The following is a 20,261-nucleotide window of genomic DNA, read 5'->3' on the forward strand; positions in this document are numbered from 1 at the left end:
GTTGACGATAACGGTTCGCCCGGTTCGGGGAGTGTTGTCAGACTGGGGGGATGGGTCACGTGGATGTCGCCGGTGTCGGGTTCGAGTTGCCGGACGGGCGGGTGTTGCTGGACGACGTGACGTTCCGGGTCGGTGACGGGGCGAAGGTCGCGCTCGTGGGGGCGAACGGGTCCGGCAAGACGACGCTGACCAGGATCATCGCGGGCGACCTGAAGGCGCACAGCGGGAGCATCTCGCGGTCCGGCGGGCTCGGCGTGATGCGGCAGTTCGTCGGCTCCGTGCGGGACTCGTCGACTGTGCGTGACCTGTTGCTGGGTGTGGCGCCGGAGGCGATCCAGCAGGCCGCGGCGAAGCTCGACAAGGCCGAGCTGGCGATGATGGAGGCCGACGACGAGAAGACCCAGCTGAAGTACGCCCAGGCGGTCGCGGACTGGGGCGAGGTCGGTGGGTACGACGCCGAGGTGCTCTGGGACGTCTGTACGACGGCCGCGCTCGGCGTACCGTTCGACCGCTGTCGCTGGCGTGAGGTGAAGACGCTGTCCGGTGGTGAGCAGAAGCGTCTGGTGCTGGAGGCGCTGCTGCGCGGACCGGACGAGGTGCTGATGCTGGACGAGCCGGACAACTACCTGGACGTGCCGGGGAAGCGCTGGCTCGAGGAGCAGTTGCGCAGTACCGACAAGACCGTGCTGTACATCAGTCACGACCGGGAGTTGCTGGCCAACACGGCGACCCGGATCGTCACTGTCGAGCTGGGGGCGGCCGGGAACACCGCGTGGACGCACGGCGGCGGTTTCCAGACGTACCACGAGGCACGGCGGGACCGGTTCGAGCGGTTCGAGGAGCTGCGCAAACGCTGGGACGAGGAGCACGCGAAGCTCCGGGCCCAGATGCTGATGTACAAGCAGAAGGCGGCGTACAACTCCGACATGGCGTCGCGGTACCGGGCCGCGCAGACCCGGCTGCGCAAGTTCGAGGAGGCTGGGCCGCCGCAGGCGATCCCGCGCGAGCAGAAGGTCAAGATGCGCCTGACCGGCGGTCGCACGGGCAAGCGGGCCGTCGTCTGCACGGAGCTCGAGCTGACCGGCCTGATGAAGCCCTTCGACCTGGAGGTCTGGTACGGCGAACGCGTCGCCGTGCTGGGGTCCAACGGGTCCGGGAAGTCGCACTTCCTGCGGCTGCTCGCGAACGGCGGCTCGGACCCGGACATCGAGCACCAGCCGGTCGGTGACGTCCAGATCGCGCCGGTCGCGCACACCGGCAACGTGAAGCTCGGTGCTCGGGTACGTCCCGGCTGGTTCGCGCAGACACATGAGCACCCGGAGCTGGTCGGCCGGACGCTGCTGGAGATCCTGCACCGCGGTGACGACCACCGTGAGGGCATGGGGCGTGAGCTGGCGTCGCGGAAGCTGGACCGCTACGAGCTGGCCCACGCGGCCGAGCAGACGTTCGACAGCCTGTCCGGTGGTCAGCAGGCCCGTTTCCAGATCCTCCTCCTGGAGCTGTCCGGTGCGACCCTGCTACTCCTCGACGAGCCCACTGACAACCTCGACGTCGAGTCGGCGGAGGCGCTGGAGGAGGGGCTCGACTCGTTCGACGGCACTGTGCTCGCGGTGACCCATGACCGCTGGTTCGCCCGCGGCTTCGACCGTTTCCTGGTCTTCGGCTCCGACGGCTCGGTCTACGAGCCTGACGAGCCGGTCTGGGACGAAGGTCGCGTGGAACGGGCTCGCTGACCAGGCATTCGAGCGGTTCACCCCTGATGTTGTCCCTGTGCAGTTGGTATGCGGCGTGGGAACGGACCATTTCTGAGGTGAACCACCCAAACGGCTTCGAACCGAACCATGTGATGCCGGGCTTCTAGGGTGCTACGCACCAGCCGTCGCGGTACGCCGTCCAGTGCTCCTGGGTCGCGGCGAAGTCGACGTACAGGGCCAGACCGAAGTTCTGGCGGTTGGAGTCGCCGAGGCCGAGCCGTGCGCCGCGGACTGCCGCGCTGACGGTCTCGGCGTTGCCCCAGTGCGCCGCGTTGTTCTCCCAGTACGCCGGGAGTCCCATGAGCAGGTCCGTCGTCGGGGGAGTGACCTCCAGCGCGAGCTTGGTCTGCTTCGCGACGTACCCGCCGTACAAGGACTCCAGGGGCATGGCGGTGTCGTAGGACATGATCGCGATCTGGTTGACGCGTTCGGCGACCTGGCGGAAGTAGTCCTGTGACCACCACTTCTCGACTGGGACGAGGTGCAGGTACCAGAGCGGGTCGATCTGCGCCGACGCCACCGACAACGTCGTACCCAGGGCCCGTGTCTCGTCGAGGACCGCCAGATAGCCCTTGGAGCCCGACTTGACCGGTTCGAAGTCGTAGTGGATGCCCTGGAAGCCCTGCTGCAGTACGGCGGCCGCCGAGGCCACCACCCGCTGCCGGACCTCGGCGTCATCGAGGTCCATCCCGGGATCCTTGCCGGGCTGTACGACGTCCCCGAGCCAGGCCTGCACCCGGACCGCGGGAGCGGCGGCGTGGACCGTGTCGACGAACCACTTGGCCTTCGGCGATACCTTTGCCAGTGGCAACGACCCGTCGTGTTCCAGCGGGCCGGTGTGGACGTACAGGTCGCGGATGCCGGTGCCCTGCAGCTGCCGGGCGAGTGCGGTGACGTCGGCCGGCGTCTTCCGGCCGTCGACCCACGCATGGCCGAGCCACAGCGCGTCCTGGTTCCGCGTCTTGGCGGCCGCGGGCGGATCACCGGCGTACTGCAGACGCAGCGAGACCGCGAAGGTCGCGACCGGGGCCACCACGAGCAGCACGACGACCAGGACGGCGATCGTGAGGCGCCGTTTCACGCGCGCGGCTTCAGTCCGTCGTAGATCAGGGCGAGCATCCGGTCGCGCGGCTCCGGCTCCAGGTTGGCCGCGGTCGCGCCGCGGGACGCGCCGATCAGCAGCGCGTACACCTCGGGCATCCGCGCGTCCGCCCGGACCGCACCGGCCTGTTGTGCCGCGGCCAGCAGCCCGGCGATCGCCTCCCGCATGCCGCGTCCCGCCTCGCGGGCGTTCTCGCCGGCCGCCACGCCCGCCGCGGTCAGCGCCTCGCCGATCGCCAGCTTCGACGCGGACTCCGACACCACCTGGGTGAAGAACTCGTAGAACGCCGCCCCCGGGTCGGGACCGCCGGTCAGCTCCAGCGCGCGGTCACGCAGCCGCTCCAGCCGCAGCGTCAGGACCGCTTCCAGCAGGTCGGTCTTGGTCGGGAAGTGCCGGAACACCGTCGCGATCCCGACCCCCGCCAGCCGCGCCACGTCGTCGGTGGACGCCGTCGGCGACCGCCCGAACACGTCGTCCGCCGCCGTCATGATCCGGGCCCGGTTGTCCCGCGCGTCCGCTCGCACCCCAGCTCCCCTCCGTCGTACTCAGCCTAGAAGACGCCAGAAGCCGCCAACCAGTTGTAAACGAAGTCGGGACTCCATATATTCGATAGTCATCACTCCGTTTAACCCAGAGGTGGGGAATCGCATGACTCCTGAAGAGGTCTTCCGCAAGCTCGTGCGCGGTGTCGCCGACCGGGACTTCGCGGTGCTGCCGGGGCTGTACGCCGAGCAGACCGACGTCCGGCACCCGATGAACCCGTATGGCGACCACCCGCTGCTCAGCCGGGACGCGCTCCGTGAGCACTTCGGCGGCGTCGGCCCGCAGGTCACCGAGGTGGTCAAGTTCCAGCCGGACAACATCCGGGTGCACCAGACCACGGACCCGGAGGTGATCGTCGCCGAGTTCGAGTACGCCGGGACGATCCTGGCGACCGGTGAGCCGTTCCGGACCCCCGCGATCTTCGTCCTCCGGGTCCGCGACGGGCTGATCGTCGAGTCGCGCGACTACATCGACCACCTGGCGATGATCCGGGCCCGCGGACAGGTCGACCAGCTCGTCGCGCACCTGACGGAACCGGCCGGCACCCCGGCCACGTCATAGTCCGCAGAGGCGCCGAACGGCCCCGGACCGAGACTCGCCAGTCCGCCCGGGGCCGTTTCCAATGCCCTACTCAAGAAGGCGGCCCGTCAGGTTCCGTCGCCGGACAGTGGTCTCCGCGAACCGGCCCCGGTCCCGCACGTCCGGGTACGCCGTGACAGTCACGGATTGCCCCTCCACAGTGGCGATCTCCCGGACCAGCCGCTCCCGGAGCTCAGCCGCGACCTCCTGGTGGCCGGCGCTGTCGATGACGTTGTCCAGCTCGTACGGATCGGCATCCAGGTCGTAGAGCGCGCGCTCGGTGTAGACCTCAGCCGCCGGTACGTCGCCGGCCTCGGGCGCGTGCACGTAGTACTTCCACCGAGGAGTGCGCAGCGCCCGGCCGACCTCGGACTCACTCACCTGGATCAGCACGGCGTCGCGGGCGGACTCCCGCAGCGGCACACCGTCGAGGTGGTCCGGCAGATCGATCCCGGCCGCGTCCAGCAGCGTCGGTACGACGTCCACCGTGCTGACCGGTCCGGTCACGCGAGAGCCACCGCCGTACCCCGGTCCCTCGACCACCAGTGGGACGCGGACCGATCCGTCGTGCGGCGAACGTTTGTACTCGCTGTTGCGCGTCTTGAAGTGCGAACCGTGGTCGGACGTGTAGAGGAGCAGCGTGTCGTCCGTGAGGTCCAGACTGGCCAGTGCGTCGCGCAAACGGCCCAGACACTCGTCGACGCGTTTGATCTGGCCGTAGTACCCGGCTGCGTGCTGGTGCGCCGTACCGGGAAGTGATGCTAGGTCCGGTGGGAGCCAGGTGCCGGTGTAGGTGTCGCGGTAGACGTCAGGCGCCGGATAGTCGTCGTGCTCGTTCTGGTGGTGCGGTTCGATCAGCGAGATGAACAGCATGAACGGACGGTCGTCGGCCGAGGCGCGGGTGACGTAGCGGATGGCTGCGTCGGTGAGTGCGTCCGGACGGTAGCCGGGGAGGAAGACGGGCTCGCCGCTCCCGTCGTACACCACCGTCCGGTAGGCGTCAGAGGTGAACTCCAGGAGGTTGGAGGCGAGCCAGTAGTCGTAACCCGCCTGCTCGTCGGGCGGCACGGGCTCCTCGGTCCCGAGGTGCCACTTGCCGATGTACGCCGTTTGGTAGCCCGCGTCACCGAACAGCCGCCCCAGCGTGGGTGCGTCGGTCGGCAGCGGTACGCCGTTGCGATAGACGCCGGCGTTGGTCGGGTACATCCCGGTCTGCAGCGCCGCCCGCGCCGGAGCACACACCGGGTTGGTGGTGCACGCGGCGTCGTACATCGTGCCGCGGCGGGCCATCAGGTCGAGGTTCGGTGTCAGACCGAGCGGACAGCCGGCGGCGCCGACGGTGTCCCAGCGCTGCTGGTCGGTGAAGAACACGATCACGTTGGGGCGCATCAAAGGCTCTCATTTCAGTCCGGACAGGGCGATGCCCTCGACGAGGAACTTCTGCGTCACCACGAAGAAGAGGGCAGTCGGGATGAACAGGATCAGCGCGCCGGCCGCGGTCAGGTTCCACTGCGTGAAGTACTCCTGGTTGAACAGCGTCAGCCCGATCGGCAGCGTGCGCATCTCGGTCCGGCTGGTCGCGATCAGCGGCCAGAGGAACTCGTTCCACTGGAAGACGAAGGTGAACAGGCCGAGCACGGCCATCGCCGGCTTGCACTGCGGCAGGATCACCCGGGTGTAGATCCGGAACTCGCCGGCGCCGTCCACCCGGGCCGCCTCGATCAGCTCGTCCGGCAGCGGCTTGATGAACTGCCGCATCAAGAAGATGCCGTAGGCATCCATCAGGAACGGCACGATCAGGCCCTGATAACTGTCGATCCAGCCCAGGCTCGCGAAAATCGAGTAGATCGGCAGCATCCGGACGAAGAACGGCACCATCAGCGTCGACAGCACCGCGACGAACGCGATCCGCTTGCCGGGGAAGTCCAGCTTCGCGAAGACGTAGCCGACCAGCGGATCGAAGATCAGGTGCGAGACCGTGATCGCGCCGGCCATCACGAAGCTGTTCACGAAGAACCGCCCGAACGGGGCCGCGTCGAACAACCGGGTGAAGTTCTGCCACTGCAGGTGCTCCGGCCACAGCACCGGGTCGCCGGACTGCACCTCGCCGTCACTCTGCAGCGCGAGCACGATCATGTAGAGCAGTGGCAGCACCGTCACCAGGCCGAGTGCCACCAGGACGACGTACGCCGCGACGCGGTCGCCCGGGAAGAGTCGTTCACGCATCGGCCCGGTCTCCGATCCGCAGCTGCACGAGGGACAGGATCAGGACGACGACCAGCAGCAACAGCGAGAGCGCCGACGCGTACCCGAAGTCGTTGTCGTTGAACGCCACGATGAACAACCGGTGCGCGTAGAGCGAGGTCGCGTTGCCCGGACCGCCGCCGGTCACGATGTACGGCAGCGCGAACTGCTGCAGCGTGCTGATCAGGCCGATGATCGAGACGAACACCGTGGTCGGCGCGAGCAGCGGGAGCGTGATCGCGAAGAACCGCCGCCACGGCCCGGCGCCGTCGATCCGCGCGGCCTCGTAGTACAGGCCTGGGATGCCTTGCAGACCGGCGAGGAACAGCACCATCGTGTACCCGGCGCTCGACCACACCGTGATACCGATGATCGTCGCCAGCGGGTGTGTGCTCAGCCAGGTCTGGCCCGGTAGACCGATTGCCTCGAGCAACCGGTTGAGGATGCCGACCTGCGGGTCGAGGATGTTCCGCCAGAGCAGGCCGATGATCGAGACCGACGTCAGGTACGGGATCAGCAGGATCGAGCGGAAGACCGTGCGGCCGCGTAACGACTGGTTCAGGATCACCGCGAGGCCGAGACCCACCGCCGTACCGGCGATCAAGGTGCCGGCGGCGTACACGAGCGTGATCACGAACGAGTGCAGCACCTCGGGATCCCCGAACGCGCGGGTGAAGTTGCCGAACCCGACGAACGAGACGCCATCGGCGTCGTACGCGCCGGTCAGCAACTGGTTGCCGATCGGGAGGAAGAACAACAGGACGAAGAACAGCACTGCCGGCGTCAGGAAGAGCCACGCGGTCAGCGCCTGCCGGCGACGGATCACAGGGCACCCTCGGCCTGCTTGCGGAAGTCGTCCAGCGTCTGCCCGACGGGGGCGTGCTGGATGACCATCTGCTGGTACGCCTTCTTCCAGAGCTCGTTGATCTGCGCGGCCTTGCCACTCGCGGACAGCGCGATGTCCTGTTTCGCCACCACGGCCAGGGACTTCGCGATCGTGGCGAGCACCGGGTCGGCGGTGACCGCGGGGTCGGCCGCCCAGCTCTTCCGCGGCATCGACATGCCGGCTTCCTTGGTCGCGGCGAGCTCGACCTTCACGTCCGCCAGCTTGGTGATCAGCTCCCAGGACAGCTTCGGGTCCTTCGCCTTCGACGGGATCATCAGGCCGGAGCCGGCCATCGCGGCGGACTGCACCGTGCCGGTCAGCGGCACGGCGACGCCCAGGTCGATGTCCGGACTGCCCTGCCGGATCGGGCCGATGTCCCACGGCCCGGACACGAACATCGCGGCCCGCTTCGCGGAGAACAGCTTCTGCGGACCGGAGTAGTCGGTGGTCGCGACCGGCGCGGGGGAGACCTTGTGGGTGTAGATCAGGTCCTGCAGCCACTGCATCGCCTTCAGCGCACCGTCCGACGGCATCATGAACTGCTTCGCCGCGGCGTCGCTGAAGCCGACCTTCTGCTGGTTGTAGTACGGCGCCGCGTAGCTCGCGTCCGAGTTCAGCGAGCAGCCGGACACCTTGTCCTTGGTGGTCGACTTCGCGATCTCGAGGAACTCGTCCCAGGTTGTCGGCGGCGTCGGCACCAGTTGCTTGTTGTAGAACACGAGCCCGTTCGCGGTGAGGTGCAGCGGGACGGAGTACGTCTTGCCCTCGTACTGGCGCGCGACCACCGCCTGGTCCAGGAAGTCGTCCGGGAATCCGAAAGCCTTGTCTTCCTTGGCGAAGTCGTCCAGCGCGAGCACGTTCCCGGCCAGCCCGTACTGCGTCCCGGTGCCGGCGCTGACCTCTTCGACCAGATCGGGCACGTTGCCGGACCGGAAGTCCGCGGTCAGCTTGGTGGTCAGGTCCGGCCATTGGAACTTCTGCCAGTTCATCTGCAGGTCGTGGTCCTTGCCGAACTGGTCGATCACCTCCTTGTACGCCTGGTAGCCGTGCCCGGCGTTCCAGTAGATCGTGAACGTCCGGCTGTCGGCCTTCTTCGACGCGGGCTTGGCGGGCGAGCACCCGGTGGCACCGACAGCACCCAGGACGGTGGCGCCGAGACCGAGCTGCAGGAACGAGCGGCGGTTGACGGAGGGCATGACAAACCTTTCGAACGGCGGGGTTCAGGGGATGGGGAGGGTGGTGGGGGAGTCAGGCGGAGGCGCGGCGGTTCAGCACCCAGGGCATCGAGAGTTCCCGGGCCGGGCGCTGCGGATCGTCGATGCGGGCGAACAGCGCCTCGACCATCGGGGTGAAGTCCAGTTGGTGCATACCGACGCTGGTCAGCGGCGGCAGTGAGTACGACGCCTCGCGGGTGTTGCCGGTACCGATCACGGCCAGGTCGTCCGGCACCTTGACGCCCCGGTCGACGGCGGCCTGCAGGGCGGCGAACCCACCACGGTCGGACTCGGACACGATCGCGTCCGGTGGGTTGGGAGTGTCGAGCAGCTCCCGGACCACGAGCACCGCGTCCTCCCGGGACGCCGCGCCGATCCGGACCAGGTTCGGGTCGACCTCACGGCCGGCGGCGTGCAGCGCGTCGACGTACCCCAGGTAGCGGTCGTCCTGCGCGCCGGTGTGCGACAGGAACGCGATCCGCTCCCGCCCGCCCTCGATCAGGTACGCCGTGGCCTCCGCGAGCGCCGATCGGGCGTTGTTGCGGACCACGTCGACACCCGGGAGTTCGAGCGTGTCGCTGAAGGCCATCAGCGCCCGGGTGGACCGCCGGGCCGCGGTCAGGTCGAGTTCGTCGCTCAGGCCGGGGGAGAAGATCGCGCCGTCGACGTGGCCGCGGGTGATGACCCGGAGCGACTGCGCGGCGCGGTCGAGGCGCCGTACCGGAACGCCGATGACGGAGTAGCCGCGGGCGGCCGCGACGTCCTCGCACTCCCAGGTCAGCCGGTCCAGCCACGGCCCGACCGGCGGCGCGTAGACGATCGCGATCAGCTCCGACCGCTGCCGCCGCAGACTCCGCGCCGCGGTGTTGCCCTTGTAGCCGAGCTTCTTCGCCGCGTCCTCGACCCGCTTCCGGGTCGGCTCCGGCAGCGGCGTGGTCCGGTCCGCGCGACCGCTCAGGACATACGAGCACGTGGCCACCGACACTCCCGCGGCCGCGGCCACGTCACGAAGCGTCGTACGCCCTTCCGAACTCATGGTGAAAGCATTAACCTGGGCCTACGAGGCGGTCAATGCCCTTATGTTGGTTAATTCAGTAGAGTTTAACCATTCGGGCGGGGCCGGCCGATCTCAGGTGACGGCGCCGCCCTTGGCGCGGCAGGTGTCGCGGATGTGCCAGAAGTTCGCCACGTACTCGTCGTGCACGGTGCGGCCCATCACCCGGACCATCGACTCGTCGGCCTGCCGCAGGGCGGAGTACGAGAAGTTGTGGCTGCCCGTGAAGACCCGGGGGACGATGTCGTCGTCGTACCCGCCGTCGATCAGCAGGTACTTCGAGTGCACCCGGATGTCGAGGCCTGGGGCAACGTTGTAGTTGCAGCGGGTGATCTGTACCGGCGCCGACTTCAGTGCGGTCATCACCGCGTCGTTGGCGTTCGTGAGCACAATGTCCACCCAGCAGCCGTCCTTGCGGAGCTGGGCCAGTCGCTGCGCGATCGCCGGCCGGTTGAAGTCCCACATCGCGACCCGGACGTCGGTCTGGTGGTGTGAGCCGTCGGGCTCTGTGTAGGTGCAGTGCACCGAGCCGAGGCTGTTGTAGACGGTGTCCGTCGCCGGGTCGTCGAACGGCTGGCCGGCGCGTTCCTGGCGGGGGAAGAAGAAGACGCGGTAGTCCGTGCCGCTGCCGGAATCCTTGTAGTAGTTGTTGTTTCCGGCCGGCACGGAGCGGTAGGAGCGCAGGTCGGAGAAGTACGTGCGGTAGGCGGCGTACGTCTTCGGGTCCGAGTAGGTGAGGGCGTTGTTGTACGCCTCGTTCTGGTCCCAGATTCCGAGGTTCGCCGACGCCTGGTAGACGACTGAGCCCACCTCGGTGCCGTTGCGTGTGAGGATCTTCGAGAAGGTGAAGAACTTGTTGTGGTTGTACGGCGTCACGGGCCCGTCCGACCATTGCTTCACCCTGGTGGCGATGCAGCCGCGGATTGTTCCGGCGGGTGATTTGTCGGCACAGTCCACGACGTACGACGGTTTGTCGTCGGCGGATCCCAGCGCGGTCCGGAGCCGGTTGGTGGCGGCGGTGGTGGCGGACTTCTGGTCGACGATCAGCTTGATCAGGACGCCGCGGTCGTGCGCGGCGATCAGACGGTCGACGATGTCCGGGTCGGTCGCGGTGTCGGCGGTGTCCGGTGGGTCGAACCCGAAGAACGATCCCTGGATCTCCTCACCGGCCGGCACCCGGTCGATCAGGCCGGCGAGCTGGACCTGGATGGCGTTCTGCTGGGTGGTCGATCCGGCCGGGTCGTTGAACACCGCGTGCCCGACCACCGGATCAGGTACGGCGGGAGCGTCCGGAGTAACCGCCGGCGCGGCCAGCAATACGAGCGGAACGAGCAAGGCATGTCGCATGAGAACCTCCTGTGGGGCGATCAGAAGGATGTTCACTACTCATGCCATAGTGCCGGAAACTTTCCACCCTGAACAGCGGAACGGCCCCCGACCGGATGGTCGGGGGCCGTTCGGGGTCGGGTCAGCGGTCGCCCATGGGGACGTACTGGACGCCTCGCTCGCCGGTGTAGATCTGCTTCGGGCGGGCGATCTTCTGGTCGCCGTCGCCGAGCATCTCCAGCCACTGCGCGAGCCAGCCGGAGGTCCGCGGGATCGCGAACAGCACGGTGAACATCTCCGGCGGGAACTGCAGCGCCTCGTAGATCAGGCCCGAGTAGAAGTCGACGTTCGGGTAGAGCTTGCGGGAGACGAAGTACTCGTCCTCCAGCGCGATCTTCTCCAGTTCGACGGCGATCTTCAGCAACGGGTTGATGCCGGTCACCTCGAAGACGTCGTCGGCGGCCTTCTTGATGATCTTCGCCCGCGGGTCGTAGTTCTTGTAGACCCGGTGGCCGAAGCCCATCAGCCGCTCTTCGCCGTTCTTCACGCCCTCGATGAACGACGGCACGTTCTCGATGCCGCCGATCCGGCGCAGCATCTTCAGCACCGCCTCGTTGGCGCCGCCGTGCAGCGGGCCGTAGAGGGCGCCGATCCCGCCGGCCACCGCGGTGTACGGGTCGACCTGGGTCGAGCCGATCGCGCGGACCGCGTTCGTGGACGCGTTCTGCTCGTGGTCGGCGTGCAGGATGAACAGGATCTCCAGCGCGCGCACCAGTCGGTCGTCGGCGGCGTACTTCGGCTCGCTCATCTTGAACAGCATCGACAGGAAGTTCGCCGTGTAGCTGAGCTCGTTGTCCGGGTAGACGTACGGCTTGCCCTGGGCGTGCCGGAACGCGAACGCGCCGAGCGTCGGCATCTTCGCGATCAGCCGCCGGATCTGCAGCGCCCGGGACTCCTCGTCGAAGATGTCGCGGGACTCCGGGTAGAAGGTGGACAGCGCGCCGACCGAGGCGAGCAGCATGCCCATCGGGTGGGCGTCGTACCGGAAGCCCTGCATGAAGGTCTTCAGGTTCTCGTGCACGAACGTGTGATACGTCACGTCGTGTGCCCAGGCCTCGTACTCGGCCTTGTTCGGCAGCTTGCCGTTCACCAGGAGGTAGGCCACCTCGAGGTAGTTCGACTGCTCGGCGAGCTGCTCGATCGGATAGCCGCGGTACTCCAGGATGCCCTTGTCGCCGTCGATGAAGGTGACGGAGGAGCGGCAGGACGCGGTGTTGACGAAACCGGGGTCGTAGGTGGCCAGGCCACCGTCGCCGTCGGATGCGCTGATCTGCTTGAGGTCTGCGGCACGGATGGTGCCATCGGTGATGGCAAGGTCGAAGTCCTTGCCGGTCCGGTTGTCCCGGACGGTGAGCGACTGTTCGGTCACGATGCCCTCTTCGGAAGCTGGCGTCATCGCCTGGATGAATGAGGGTAGATCAGCCGGCGGGACGCGGGTCTGGACTGCAATCTTCACCGCTAAACTAGTGCGGTCCCCAGCTGCTTCCAAGCCGGGGTCCCCTCGGCGTGTGTGCTCACTTTGACCCACACGTGCTGGCGCCGGTATTCTGGGCTGCTGTTGTGCGTTCCAGGTCCGTTACAGGCACTGCCGTGTCGGCTGACCGCTCGCCGACGTCCAGTTTGTTCAATCTCTGAGAAACGAAGGTCAACGACCGTGCGCACGTACAGCCCGAAGCCTGCTGACGTCACTCGTGAGTGGCACGTGATCGACGCCACCGACGTCACGCTCGGTCGGCTCGCCGTCCAGATCGCCACTCTGCTGCGTGGCAAGCACAAGCCGACGTTCGCGCCGCACGTCGACGGCGGGGATTTCGTCGTCGTCGTGAACGCCTCCAAGGTGGCCCTGTCCGGCACCAAGCGCACCGACAAGCTGGCGTACCGCCACTCGGGTCACCCGGGTGGTCTGACCGCCACGCCGATCGGTGAGATTCTCGACAAGGACCCGCGCAAGGCCGTCGAGAAGGCCGTCTGGGGCATGCTGCCGAAGAACCGCCTGAGCCGGAAGCTGCTCACCAAGCTGAAGGTGTACGCCGGTCCGGAGCACCCGCACACGGCGCAGCAGCCGAAGCCGTTCGAGATCACCCAGATCGCCCAGTAAGCGATCGACGAACCAGGTAAACGAGGATTCACAGCGTGAGCGACATCACCACCGAGACCGAAGAGTTCGACCCCGAGGTCCCCGTAGACACCGAGGGCCCGGTCGCCTACACCTCCGAGACCAACCCGGCTCCGGAGCAGCGCGCCGAGACGGGTCGGGTCGCGGTCATCAACCCGGCCGGCGCCACTGGTCGCCGCAAGGAGGCCGTCGCCCGCGTCCGGATCGTCCCGGGCACCGGCAAGTGGAAGATCAACGGGAAGGACCTCGACGTCTACTTCCCGAACAAGGTCCACCAGCAGCACGTGAACGAGCCGTTCGTCGTCGCGGGCCTCGAGGGTTCGTACGACGTGATCGCCCGGATCAACGGCGGCGGCATCACCGGCCAGGCCGGTGCGCTGCAGCTCGGCGTGGCCCGCTGCCTGAACGCGGCGGACCTCGAGGCCAACCGCCCGGGTCTGAAGAAGGCCGGTCTGCTCACCCGCGACGCGCGGATCAAGGAGCGTAAGAAGGCCGGTCTCAAGAAGGCCCGTAAGGCGCCTCAGTACAGCAAGCGCTGATCACCTGATGGGGCGTTTGTTCGGCACGGACGGAGTCCGTGGCCTGGCGAACGTGGACCTGACCGCGGAGCTGGCGCTCGACCTCTCGGTCGCGGCAGCTCACGTACTCGGCGAGGCCGGTGCCTTCGAAGGGCACCGGCCGCGCGCCGTTGTGGGCCGGGATCCGCGTGCCAGTGGTGAGTTCCTGGAAGCCGCCGTGGTGGCCGGTCTGGCCAGCGCCGGCGTCGACGTGATCAAGCTCGGCGTCCTGCCGACGCCCGCGGTCGCGCACCTGACCGGTTCGACCGGCGCCGACCTCGGCGTGATGCTGTCCGCCAGCCACAACCCGATGCCGGACAACGGCATCAAGTTCCTGGCCCGTGGCGGGATCAAGCTCGACGACGTGATCGAGGACGCCATCGAGGCCCGGATGGGCGAGGAGTGGCAGCGGCCGACCGGCGCCGACGTCGGCCGGGTGACCGATGACGGGCGGGGTTTCGAGACCTACGTCTCGCATCTGGTCCGCTCCGCGCCGAACCGGTTCGACGGTCTGAAGGTCGTGATCGACTGCGCCAACGGCGCCGCCTCGCAGACCGCGCCGGAGGCGTTGCGCCGGCTCGGGGCCGAGGTGATCACGGTCGCCGCCGCACCGGACGGCCTGAACATCAACCTGAACTGCGGATCCACCCACATCGAGGGACTGCAGCGCGAGGTGGTCGGGCACCGTGCCGATGTCGGCATCGCGCTCGACGGTGACGCGGACCGCTGCCTGGCGGTGGACGCGAACGGCGAGCTCGTCGACGGCGACCAGATCCTCGCGGTGCTGGCGCTGGCGATGCGGGACAGCGGCCGCTTGTCGAACGACACCGTGGTCGCGACCGTGATGAGCAACCTGGGCTTCGTGCAGGCGATGGTCCGTGAGCGGATCGCGGTCGAGCAGACCAAGGTCGGCGACCGGTACGTGCTCGAGGCGATGAAGGCCGGCGGCCACAAACTCGGTGGCGAGCAGTCCGGGCACGTGATCCTGTCCGACCACGCCACCACCGGCGACGGCACGCTGACCGCGGTGATGCTGCTCGCCCGGGTCGCCCAGACCGGCAAGAGCCTGGCCGACCTGGCCGGCGCGATGACCCGCCTCCCGCAGGTCCTGGTGAACGTGAAGAACGTGGACAAGAACCGCGCGGGCACCGACCCGACGGTCCAGTCCGCCGTCACCGAAGCCACCACCCGCCTCGGCGACACCGGCCGCGTCCTGCTCCGCCCCTCGGGCACGGAGCCGCTCGTCCGGGTCATGGTCGAAGCCGAGTCCTCCGACACGGCCCACGAAATCGCCCACTCGCTCGCCGAAGTGGTCGCTTCGTCCCTCAAGCTCTGAAGCTCGACTGTTGGGAAACAAAGTGCCGGTCGGCGGCAATTTGTTTCCCAACAACCAGGGCTGGTGAGGGAGCGTGAGGTGAGGTGAGGTGAGCACCGAGTATCGGGAGCTCGAGCTTTTTCTGCATCTGGCGCGCACGTTGAACTACGGGCGCACCAGCCTGGAGTGCCACGTGAGTGCGGCGACGCTGACCCGGACGATCCAGCGGTTGGAGACGCGGGCCGGCGGACAGCTGCTCGACCGTGGGCCGCGGGGCGTCGTGCTGACGGCTGAGGGGCGGCGCTTCACGACGTACGCCGAGCAGGCGCTGGAGCTGTGGGCGGACTATCGCGCCGGGTCCGCCGAGCCGGGCGGGCTGAGCGGTGAGCTGCGGATCTTCGCGACCGTTACCGCGTGCCAGACGTTGGTGCCCGAGCTGCTCGCGCCGTTGCGGGCGGCGCATCCGCAGATCCGCCTCGACATCCGCACGGGTGATGCGGCCGCGGCGCTGGCTCGTCTCGACGAGGGTGAGGTGGACGCGGCGGTCGCCGGCATCCCGCGCCGGTTACCGCAGAGCATGGTCACGCGCACCGTTGCCGTCACGGATCTCGTTCTGGTGCGGGCCCGCTCGGGCGATGCGGAGATGCCGTACGTCGTCCCCGCGCGCGGGCTCGTCCGCGAGGCGGCGTACCGCTGGTTCCGGAAGACCGGGGTGAAGCCGGCGATCGCCGCGGAACCCACCGGCCACGAGGCGCTGCTCGCCCTGGTGGCGTTGGGATGTGGGACCGGTGTCGTACCGCGGCTCGTGCTCGAGTCGTCGGCGGTGCGCGATCAGCTCGTGGAGATGCCGGCCGATCTGGACCCGCTGACTATCGGTCTTTGCGTCCGCCGCGCCGACTTGCACCGCCCGCTGGTCGCCGCTTTGTGGAACCTGGCGAGCGAGGCGGACCGACAGTAGCGCCGGGGACGAGCTTCGCGGGCACGAGCTGCGGCGGCAGTGGGGCGTCGCCCTCGAGCTGACGTAGCAGCGCCTCGGTACCCAGTTGGCCCAGTTCGGGGCCGGGGGTGCGCATCATGGTGAGCTCGGGTTCGGTCATGGCCGCGGTCTCGGGGACCATCAGGAGAGACAGGACCGAGAGGTCGCCCGGGACGTCGTGGCCCGCGCGTTTGAGACCCGAGACCACCCCGAGTGCGGCGTACTCGTTCAGGACCAGGATCGCCGTCGTCTCGGGATGCTCGGCCAGCAGCTGTTCGGCGGCGGCCTTGCCGGCCTGGGTGGTGTCGGAGCAGGGCAGCACCACCACGGGGAGCCCGTACGACGCGGCGACGCGGCGGTACGCCTCCTCGGTGCGGACCCAGGGGCCGTAGTCATGGAACCGCGGATCGTCCAGATCCCCGGAGATCAACGCGAGCTGCCGATGCCCGTGGTCGTACAGGTGCTTGACCGCGTTCTCGACCGTCGTGTCGAAGTCGATGTCCACGTGCGACAACCCGGCCAGCTCGGTCGTCCGGCCGATCAACGCGAACGGGGTGCCCGACTGCCGTAGTACGTCGACCCGCGGGTCGTCCAGCTGCACCTCCATCAGGACGACGCCGTCGACCAGGCCCTGTCCGAGCAGCTCGCGCAGCTCGACCCCGTCGTTCCCGACCGGCCAGAGCACCAGGTGGTAGTCCTCCTTGCGGGCCGCTTCGGCCGCGCTGGTGAAGAACTCCGAGGTCGACATCCCGAACCGGTGCTCGAGCGCCGGGTACGCCATCGCGACGATGTGGGTACGCCGGCTCGCCAGCGCCCGGGCCACCACGTTCCGGCGGTATCCGAGCTCGGCCATCGCCTGCTCGATCCGTGCCCGGGTCGCGGCCGTCACCGGCTTGGTGTCGTTCAGCAGGAACGAGACGGTCGCGATCGAAACCCCCGCCCGCTGAGCGACGTCCCGCATCGTGACCATCGACCGACCTCCCCCTCTGACGATGCTGAACCCTTGACAGCGATGTGACGTAGGGAACATAGTCCTTCAACGCCTCAGTTAAGCGGTTTACCGCCCAATCCACAAGTGCAGCCCACTTCTCTTCGTCCATCGGTTAAACGCTTTGAAGGAGTCCGATGTCATGATCAGCAAGCGGATCGCCGCCGTGCTGGCGGGTGCGACGACGGTGTCGCTCCTGCTGGTCGCCTGCGGTGACAACGGCGGCGGACAGTCGTCCTCGTCGTCCGGCGACAGCGTCAAGAGCCTCACGGTCCTGGACTACTACAACAACGAGCCGGACAAGTCCCTGGTGCAGAAGGGCCTTGACTCCTGCGCGTCGAAACTCGGCATCACCATTCAACGGGAGACGGTGCCTGGTGACACCTTGATCCAGAAGGTGCTGCAGCAGGCCTCGTCGAAGACGTTGCCCGATGTCCTGATGCTCGACAACCCGGACGTGCAGCAGATCGCCGCGACCGGTGCGCTCGCGCCGCTGAACGACCTGGGTCTGAGCAGCGACGGCGTCATCAAGGGCATGACCGACGCGACGTCGTACGACGGCAAGCTCTACGGGCTGGCGCCGGTGACGAACACGATCGCGCTGTTCTACAACACCGAGATGCTCAAGGAGGCCGGCGTCCAGCCGCCGAAGACCTGGGACGAGCTGAAGACCGCGGCCAAGAAGCTCACCAAGCCCGGCCGGTACGGGATGGCGTTCAACGCGAACGCGACGTACGAGGGGTCGTGGCAGTTCCTGCCGGCGATGTGGACCAACGGTGGCGACGAGACCGACCTGACCAGCCCGCAGGTCGCGGAAGCCCTGCAACTGTGGGTGGATCTGGTGAAGTCGGGGTCCGCGTCGAAGAGCGTCATCAACTGGACGCAGGGCGACGTGAAGGACCAGTTCGTGGCCGGCAAGGCCGCGATGATGATCAACGGCCCGTGGCAGATCCCGGCGCTGCAGAAGGCGCCGAACGTGAAGTGGGACGTGGTCACCTTCCCGCTGAACAAGCCCGACCAGACGCCGGTCGCGCCGCTCGGCGGCGAGGCCTGGACAGTGCCGCTGAACAAGGACCAGGCCAAGCAGCAGAAGGCCGCGGACTTCGTGAAGTGCCTGAACTCCGACGAGAACGAGCTGGCCTGGGCGAAGGCCCGGTTCACCATCCCGACCAAGACCGCGCTGCTCGACGAGTACGTCAAGGAGGTGCCGTCGATGAAGGCGTTCACCGAACAGGTGAAGACCGCCCGGGCCCGGACCGGCAAGCTCGGCGACAAGTGGCCGGACGCCGCGAAGGTGATCTACCAGGCGATCCAGCTGGCGCTGACCGGTAAGGCCTCGGCGCAGGACGCCTTCAAGCAGGCCTCCGGCGGCTGATCGGCATGGTGACGCTCACACGGACCAGGGTGACCGGCCGCGCGCGGGTGCGCGGCCGGCACCACCGGGGCGAGAACCTCACCAAGGTGCTGTTCGTGCTGCCGGCCGCGGTGGCGATGGTGGCGCTGTTCGGCTACCCGGTGGTGAAGAACCTGCTGATGAGCCTGCAGGACTACGGGCTCAAGACCTTCTTCACCGGCGTCGCGCCCTGGGTCGGGCTGAAGAACTACAGCACGGTGGTGACCGACAAGCTGTTCGCGGACGCGATGCTGAACACGGCGCTGTTCACGGTCGGGTCGATCGCGTTCCAGTTCGTCATCGGGCTCGGGCTGGCGCTGTTCTTCCGGAACCGGTTTCCGCTCAGCGGCCTGTTGCGCTCGCTGCTCCTGCTGCCCTGGCTGCTGCCGCTGATCGTGTCCAGTGCGACCTGGCGGTCGATCCTCGAGCAGGACAGCGGCATCCTGAACCGGACCCTGATGGGGCTGCACCTGATCGGTGATCCGGTGCCGTGGCTGAACTCGCCGTCGGTCGCGCTGATCGCGGTGATCGGCGTGAACATCTGGATCGGCATCCCGTTCAACGTGACCCTGCTGTACGCCGGCCTCGCGGAGATCCCCGACGAGCTCTACGAAGCCGGCCAGCTGGACGGTGCCACCGGCTGGCGCTCGTTCCGGTACATCACCTGGCCGAACCTGCGGTCGGTCGCGAGTGTGCTGCTGATGCTCGGGGTCGTCTACACGATCAAGGTGCTGGACATCATCCTCGGCCTCACCGGCGGTGGCCCGGCGAACGCGACCCAGACGCTGGCGACCCAGTCCTACGAGAAGTCGTTCGTCGACTTCCGGTTCGGCCAGGGCGCGGCGCTCAGCAACATCCTGATCGCGATCTCGTTCGTGTTCGCGATCTTCTACCTGCGCGGCACCCGGCGTGCCGTCGACGAGTAGGGCGGTTGCGGCCATGCACTTGCTCAGGCGACTTCCGCGACAAGTTCTAGCGGCGTCTACGGGTCAGGACAACGATGAACAGCGCCAGCGTGACAGCGAACGCGAGCAGGCCGAACGGGAACGCCGCCATCGAGTCGTAGAACTCCGCATCGGGCTCACCGTCGCAGTCGCAGGGGGTGAAGTGGTCGACGACGACCCAGGTCACAAAACCCACGACGGCGGCGCCGATCGGAACGAAACAGCCGAAGAGGAGACACGCGTCGGCCCTGGACCGGGGTTCGTCAGCCGTCCAATCGCTGTCCATCGGACGAGGTTACGTGACCTCACCCGGTGCCGCTGGACTCGTCGGCAGAGCTCATTGACAGTGACCAGCTTCGACCTCGCATGTCACTGGCGCAGAGAAGGGAGAACACGATGCGACGTACGGCGTACACCGTGATCGGTCTGCTGATCCTGTGCGTGATGTTGTTCCCGGTCTACTGGATGATGAACGCGTCGCTGCAGCCGTCCGGGAACACGCTGACGGCAGGTTTCCTGCCGCTGCATCCAACGTTTTCCGGCTATCGCCGGGCGCTCGACGAGCAGGGCGGAAACCTGGTCACCAGCATGATCATCGCGGCCGGGACGGTGGTGCTGAGTCTGGCGATCGCGACCCCGGCGGCGTACGCGCTCTCGCAGTTCCGGTCCCGCTGGGTGTCGATCGGGCTGCTGGCGATCCTGATCTCGCAGATGATCCCGGGGATCGTGATCGCGAACGCGCTCTACACGGCGTACGAACGGATCGGGTTGCTGAACTCGGTCCCGGGGCTGATCCTGGCGAACTGCAGCAGCGGGATCCCGTTCGCGATCCTGATCCTGCGGTCGTTCATGCTCTCGCTGCCGCCGTCGCTGGTGGAGGCGGCGCGGGTGGACGGCGCCGGGTTGTTCCGGGCGTTCGTCGCGATCGTGCTGCCGATCAGCAAGAACTCGCTGATCACCGCGGGACTGTTCAGTTTCCTCTTCTCCTGGAGCGATTTCCTGTTCGCGCTGACGCTGACCACCAAGGGCGGCGTGCGGCCGGTGACGCTCGGGATCTACCAGTACCTCGGCACGCAGGTGCAGAACTGGAACGCGGTGATGGCGACCGCGGTGCTCTCGGCGATCCCGGCCATCGTGCTGCTGATCGCCGCGCAGAAATACATCGCCGCCGGTGCCATCGGCGGAGCCGTCAAATAACACCCTTAAGGAC

The 20,261-nt window shown here is 67.7% G+C and carries 20 protein-coding genes; 9 read left to right on the plus strand and 11 right to left on the minus strand.

Annotated elements, in window-relative coordinates:
* Positions 1-50 precede the first annotated feature (50 nt).
* Positions 51-1,733: an ABC-F family ATP-binding cassette domain-containing protein gene (locus ACFYRH_RS10735; RefSeq protein ID WP_387771380.1), complete on the plus strand. Its 1,683-nt coding sequence runs from the start codon at positions 51-53 to the stop codon at positions 1,731-1,733.
* Between the two features lie 124 nt (positions 1,734-1,857).
* Here ACFYRH_RS10735 and ACFYRH_RS10740 read toward each other — a convergent pair whose 3' ends face one another.
* Entirely contained in the window at positions 1,858-2,835 is a 978-nt protein-coding gene (locus tag ACFYRH_RS10740) for a hypothetical protein (protein ID WP_387771383.1), read from the minus strand.
* Entirely contained in the window at positions 2,832-3,380 is a 549-nt protein-coding gene (locus ACFYRH_RS10745) for a TetR/AcrR family transcriptional regulator (protein WP_387771386.1), read from the minus strand. The genes ACFYRH_RS10740 and ACFYRH_RS10745 overlap by 4 nt, the downstream gene beginning before the upstream one ends.
* Before the next feature lie 124 nt (positions 3,381-3,504).
* Between ACFYRH_RS10745 and ACFYRH_RS10750 the strand changes: the two genes are divergently transcribed.
* Entirely contained in the window at positions 3,505-3,960 is a 456-nt protein-coding gene (locus ACFYRH_RS10750) for a nuclear transport factor 2 family protein (RefSeq protein ID WP_387771389.1), read from the plus strand.
* 66 nt (positions 3,961-4,026) lie between these two features.
* Here the strand turns inward: ACFYRH_RS10750 and ACFYRH_RS10755 are convergent, their stop codons facing one another.
* The 7 genes from ACFYRH_RS10755 to ACFYRH_RS10785 form a co-directional block, all read right to left on the minus strand.
* Positions 4,027-5,367: a sulfatase-like hydrolase/transferase gene (locus ACFYRH_RS10755; RefSeq protein ID WP_387771392.1), complete on the minus strand. Its 1,341-nt coding sequence runs from the start codon at positions 5,365-5,367 to the stop codon at positions 4,027-4,029.
* A gap of 9 nt (positions 5,368-5,376) precedes the next feature.
* Positions 5,377-6,204, minus strand: coding sequence for a carbohydrate ABC transporter permease (locus ACFYRH_RS10760; RefSeq protein WP_387771395.1), 828 nt, complete (start codon positions 6,202-6,204; stop codon positions 5,377-5,379).
* Positions 6,197-7,048, minus strand: a complete 852-nt coding sequence (locus ACFYRH_RS10765) for a carbohydrate ABC transporter permease (protein WP_387771398.1) — start codon at positions 7,046-7,048, stop codon at positions 6,197-6,199. Before ACFYRH_RS10765 ends, ACFYRH_RS10760 begins: the two co-directional genes overlap by 8 nt.
* Positions 7,045-8,304, minus strand: coding sequence for an extracellular solute-binding protein (locus ACFYRH_RS10770; RefSeq protein ID WP_387771401.1), 1,260 nt, complete (start codon positions 8,302-8,304; stop codon positions 7,045-7,047). The genes ACFYRH_RS10765 and ACFYRH_RS10770 overlap by 4 nt, the downstream gene beginning before the upstream one ends.
* Before the next feature lie 52 nt (positions 8,305-8,356).
* A complete protein-coding gene (locus tag ACFYRH_RS10775) occupies positions 8,357-9,358 on the minus strand; it encodes a LacI family DNA-binding transcriptional regulator (RefSeq protein ID WP_387771404.1) in 1,002 nt (333 codons plus the stop codon).
* Between the two features lie 93 nt (positions 9,359-9,451).
* The gene (locus ACFYRH_RS10780; RefSeq protein WP_387771407.1) at positions 9,452-10,723 is read right to left on the minus strand and encodes a phosphatidylserine/phosphatidylglycerophosphate/cardiolipin synthase family protein; all 1,272 of its coding nucleotides are present in this window, start codon (positions 10,721-10,723) and stop codon (positions 9,452-9,454) included.
* A gap of 121 nt (positions 10,724-10,844) precedes the next feature.
* Entirely contained in the window at positions 10,845-12,131 is a 1,287-nt protein-coding gene (locus ACFYRH_RS10785) for a citrate synthase (RefSeq protein ID WP_387771410.1), read from the minus strand.
* Positions 12,132-12,416: 285 nt separating this feature from the next.
* Between ACFYRH_RS10785 and rplM the strand changes: the two genes are divergently transcribed.
* From rplM to ilvY, 4 genes are all read left to right on the plus strand, one after another.
* Complete coding sequence (rplM, locus tag ACFYRH_RS10790; RefSeq protein ID WP_131286311.1) at positions 12,417-12,860, plus strand: 50S ribosomal protein L13; 444 nt, start codon at positions 12,417-12,419, stop codon at positions 12,858-12,860.
* 35 nt (positions 12,861-12,895) lie between these two features.
* Entirely contained in the window at positions 12,896-13,417 is a 522-nt protein-coding gene (rpsI, locus tag ACFYRH_RS10795) for a 30S ribosomal protein S9 (protein WP_387771413.1), read from the plus strand.
* Positions 13,418-13,424: 7 nt separating this feature from the next.
* Positions 13,425-14,771, plus strand: coding sequence for a phosphoglucosamine mutase (glmM, locus tag ACFYRH_RS10800; RefSeq protein ID WP_387771416.1), 1,347 nt, complete (start codon positions 13,425-13,427; stop codon positions 14,769-14,771).
* An 88-nt stretch (positions 14,772-14,859) separates the two neighbouring features.
* Complete coding sequence (ilvY, locus tag ACFYRH_RS10805) at positions 14,860-15,708, plus strand: HTH-type transcriptional activator IlvY (protein ID WP_387771419.1); 849 nt, start codon at positions 14,860-14,862, stop codon at positions 15,706-15,708.
* Here the strand turns inward: ilvY and ACFYRH_RS10810 are convergent.
* On the minus strand, positions 15,620-16,696 hold the full coding sequence (locus tag ACFYRH_RS10810; RefSeq protein WP_387771422.1) for a LacI family DNA-binding transcriptional regulator: 1,077 nt from the start codon (positions 16,694-16,696) through the stop codon (positions 15,620-15,622). The two genes, ilvY and ACFYRH_RS10810, sit on opposite strands and share 89 nt — an antisense overlap.
* A 160-nt stretch (positions 16,697-16,856) precedes the next feature.
* Between ACFYRH_RS10810 and ACFYRH_RS10815 the strand changes: the two genes are divergently transcribed.
* Positions 16,857-18,089: an extracellular solute-binding protein gene (locus tag ACFYRH_RS10815; RefSeq protein ID WP_387771425.1), complete on the plus strand. Its 1,233-nt coding sequence runs from the start codon at positions 16,857-16,859 to the stop codon at positions 18,087-18,089.
* Between the two features lie 5 nt (positions 18,090-18,094).
* Positions 18,095-19,033 carry a carbohydrate ABC transporter permease gene (locus ACFYRH_RS10820; protein ID WP_387771428.1) on the plus strand — a complete coding sequence of 313 codons (939 nt, stop codon included), beginning with the start codon at positions 18,095-18,097 and terminating at the stop codon, positions 19,031-19,033.
* 46 nt (positions 19,034-19,079) lie between these two features.
* On the opposite strand, the gene ACFYRH_RS10825 is transcribed toward ACFYRH_RS10820, so the two are convergent.
* Positions 19,080-19,337, minus strand: a complete 258-nt coding sequence (locus ACFYRH_RS10825) for a hypothetical protein (RefSeq protein ID WP_387771431.1) — start codon at positions 19,335-19,337, stop codon at positions 19,080-19,082.
* A 110-nt stretch (positions 19,338-19,447) separates the two neighbouring features.
* Here ACFYRH_RS10825 and ACFYRH_RS10830 point away from each other — a divergent pair, with 110 nt between their 5' ends.
* Complete coding sequence (locus ACFYRH_RS10830; RefSeq protein WP_387771434.1) at positions 19,448-20,248, plus strand: carbohydrate ABC transporter permease; 801 nt, start codon at positions 19,448-19,450, stop codon at positions 20,246-20,248.
* The last annotated feature ends 13 nt before the right edge of the window (positions 20,249-20,261 follow it).

This window comes from Kribbella sp. NPDC004875 (genome assembly GCF_042873375.1).
Lineage (GTDB): Bacteria > Actinomycetota > Actinomycetes > Propionibacteriales > Kribbellaceae > Kribbella.

Bases quoted from the DNA above. Each gene is read 5' to 3' on its own strand.
- ACFYRH_RS10760 (WP_387771395.1), bottom strand. From the start codon at position 6,204: ATGCGTGAACGACTCTTCCCGGGCGACCGCGTCGCGGCGTACGTCGTC.
- ACFYRH_RS10825 (WP_387771431.1), bottom strand. From the start codon at position 19,337: ATGGACAGCGATTGGACGGCTGACGAACCCCGGTCCAGGGCCGACGCG.
- ACFYRH_RS10810 (WP_387771422.1), bottom strand. From the start codon at position 16,696: ATGGTCACGATGCGGGACGTCGCTCAGCGGGCGGGGGTTTCGATCGCG.
- ACFYRH_RS10815 (WP_387771425.1), top strand. From the start codon at position 16,857: ATGATCAGCAAGCGGATCGCCGCCGTGCTGGCGGGTGCGACGACGGTG.
- ACFYRH_RS10820 (WP_387771428.1), top strand. From the start codon at position 18,095: ATGGTGACGCTCACACGGACCAGGGTGACCGGCCGCGCGCGGGTGCGC.
- ACFYRH_RS10830 (WP_387771434.1), top strand. From the start codon at position 19,448: ATGCGACGTACGGCGTACACCGTGATCGGTCTGCTGATCCTGTGCGTG.
- ACFYRH_RS10735 (WP_387771380.1), top strand. From the start codon at position 51: ATGGGTCACGTGGATGTCGCCGGTGTCGGGTTCGAGTTGCCGGACGGG.
- ACFYRH_RS10775 (WP_387771404.1), bottom strand. From the start codon at position 9,358: ATGAGTTCGGAAGGGCGTACGACGCTTCGTGACGTGGCCGCGGCCGCG.
- glmM (WP_387771416.1), top strand. From the start codon at position 13,425: ATGGGGCGTTTGTTCGGCACGGACGGAGTCCGTGGCCTGGCGAACGTG.
- ACFYRH_RS10780 (WP_387771407.1), bottom strand. From the start codon at position 10,723: ATGCGACATGCCTTGCTCGTTCCGCTCGTATTGCTGGCCGCGCCGGCG.
- ACFYRH_RS10750 (WP_387771389.1), top strand. From the start codon at position 3,505: ATGACTCCTGAAGAGGTCTTCCGCAAGCTCGTGCGCGGTGTCGCCGAC.
- ACFYRH_RS10770 (WP_387771401.1), bottom strand. From the start codon at position 8,304: ATGCCCTCCGTCAACCGCCGCTCGTTCCTGCAGCTCGGTCTCGGCGCC.
- ACFYRH_RS10755 (WP_387771392.1), bottom strand. From the start codon at position 5,367: ATGCGCCCCAACGTGATCGTGTTCTTCACCGACCAGCAGCGCTGGGAC.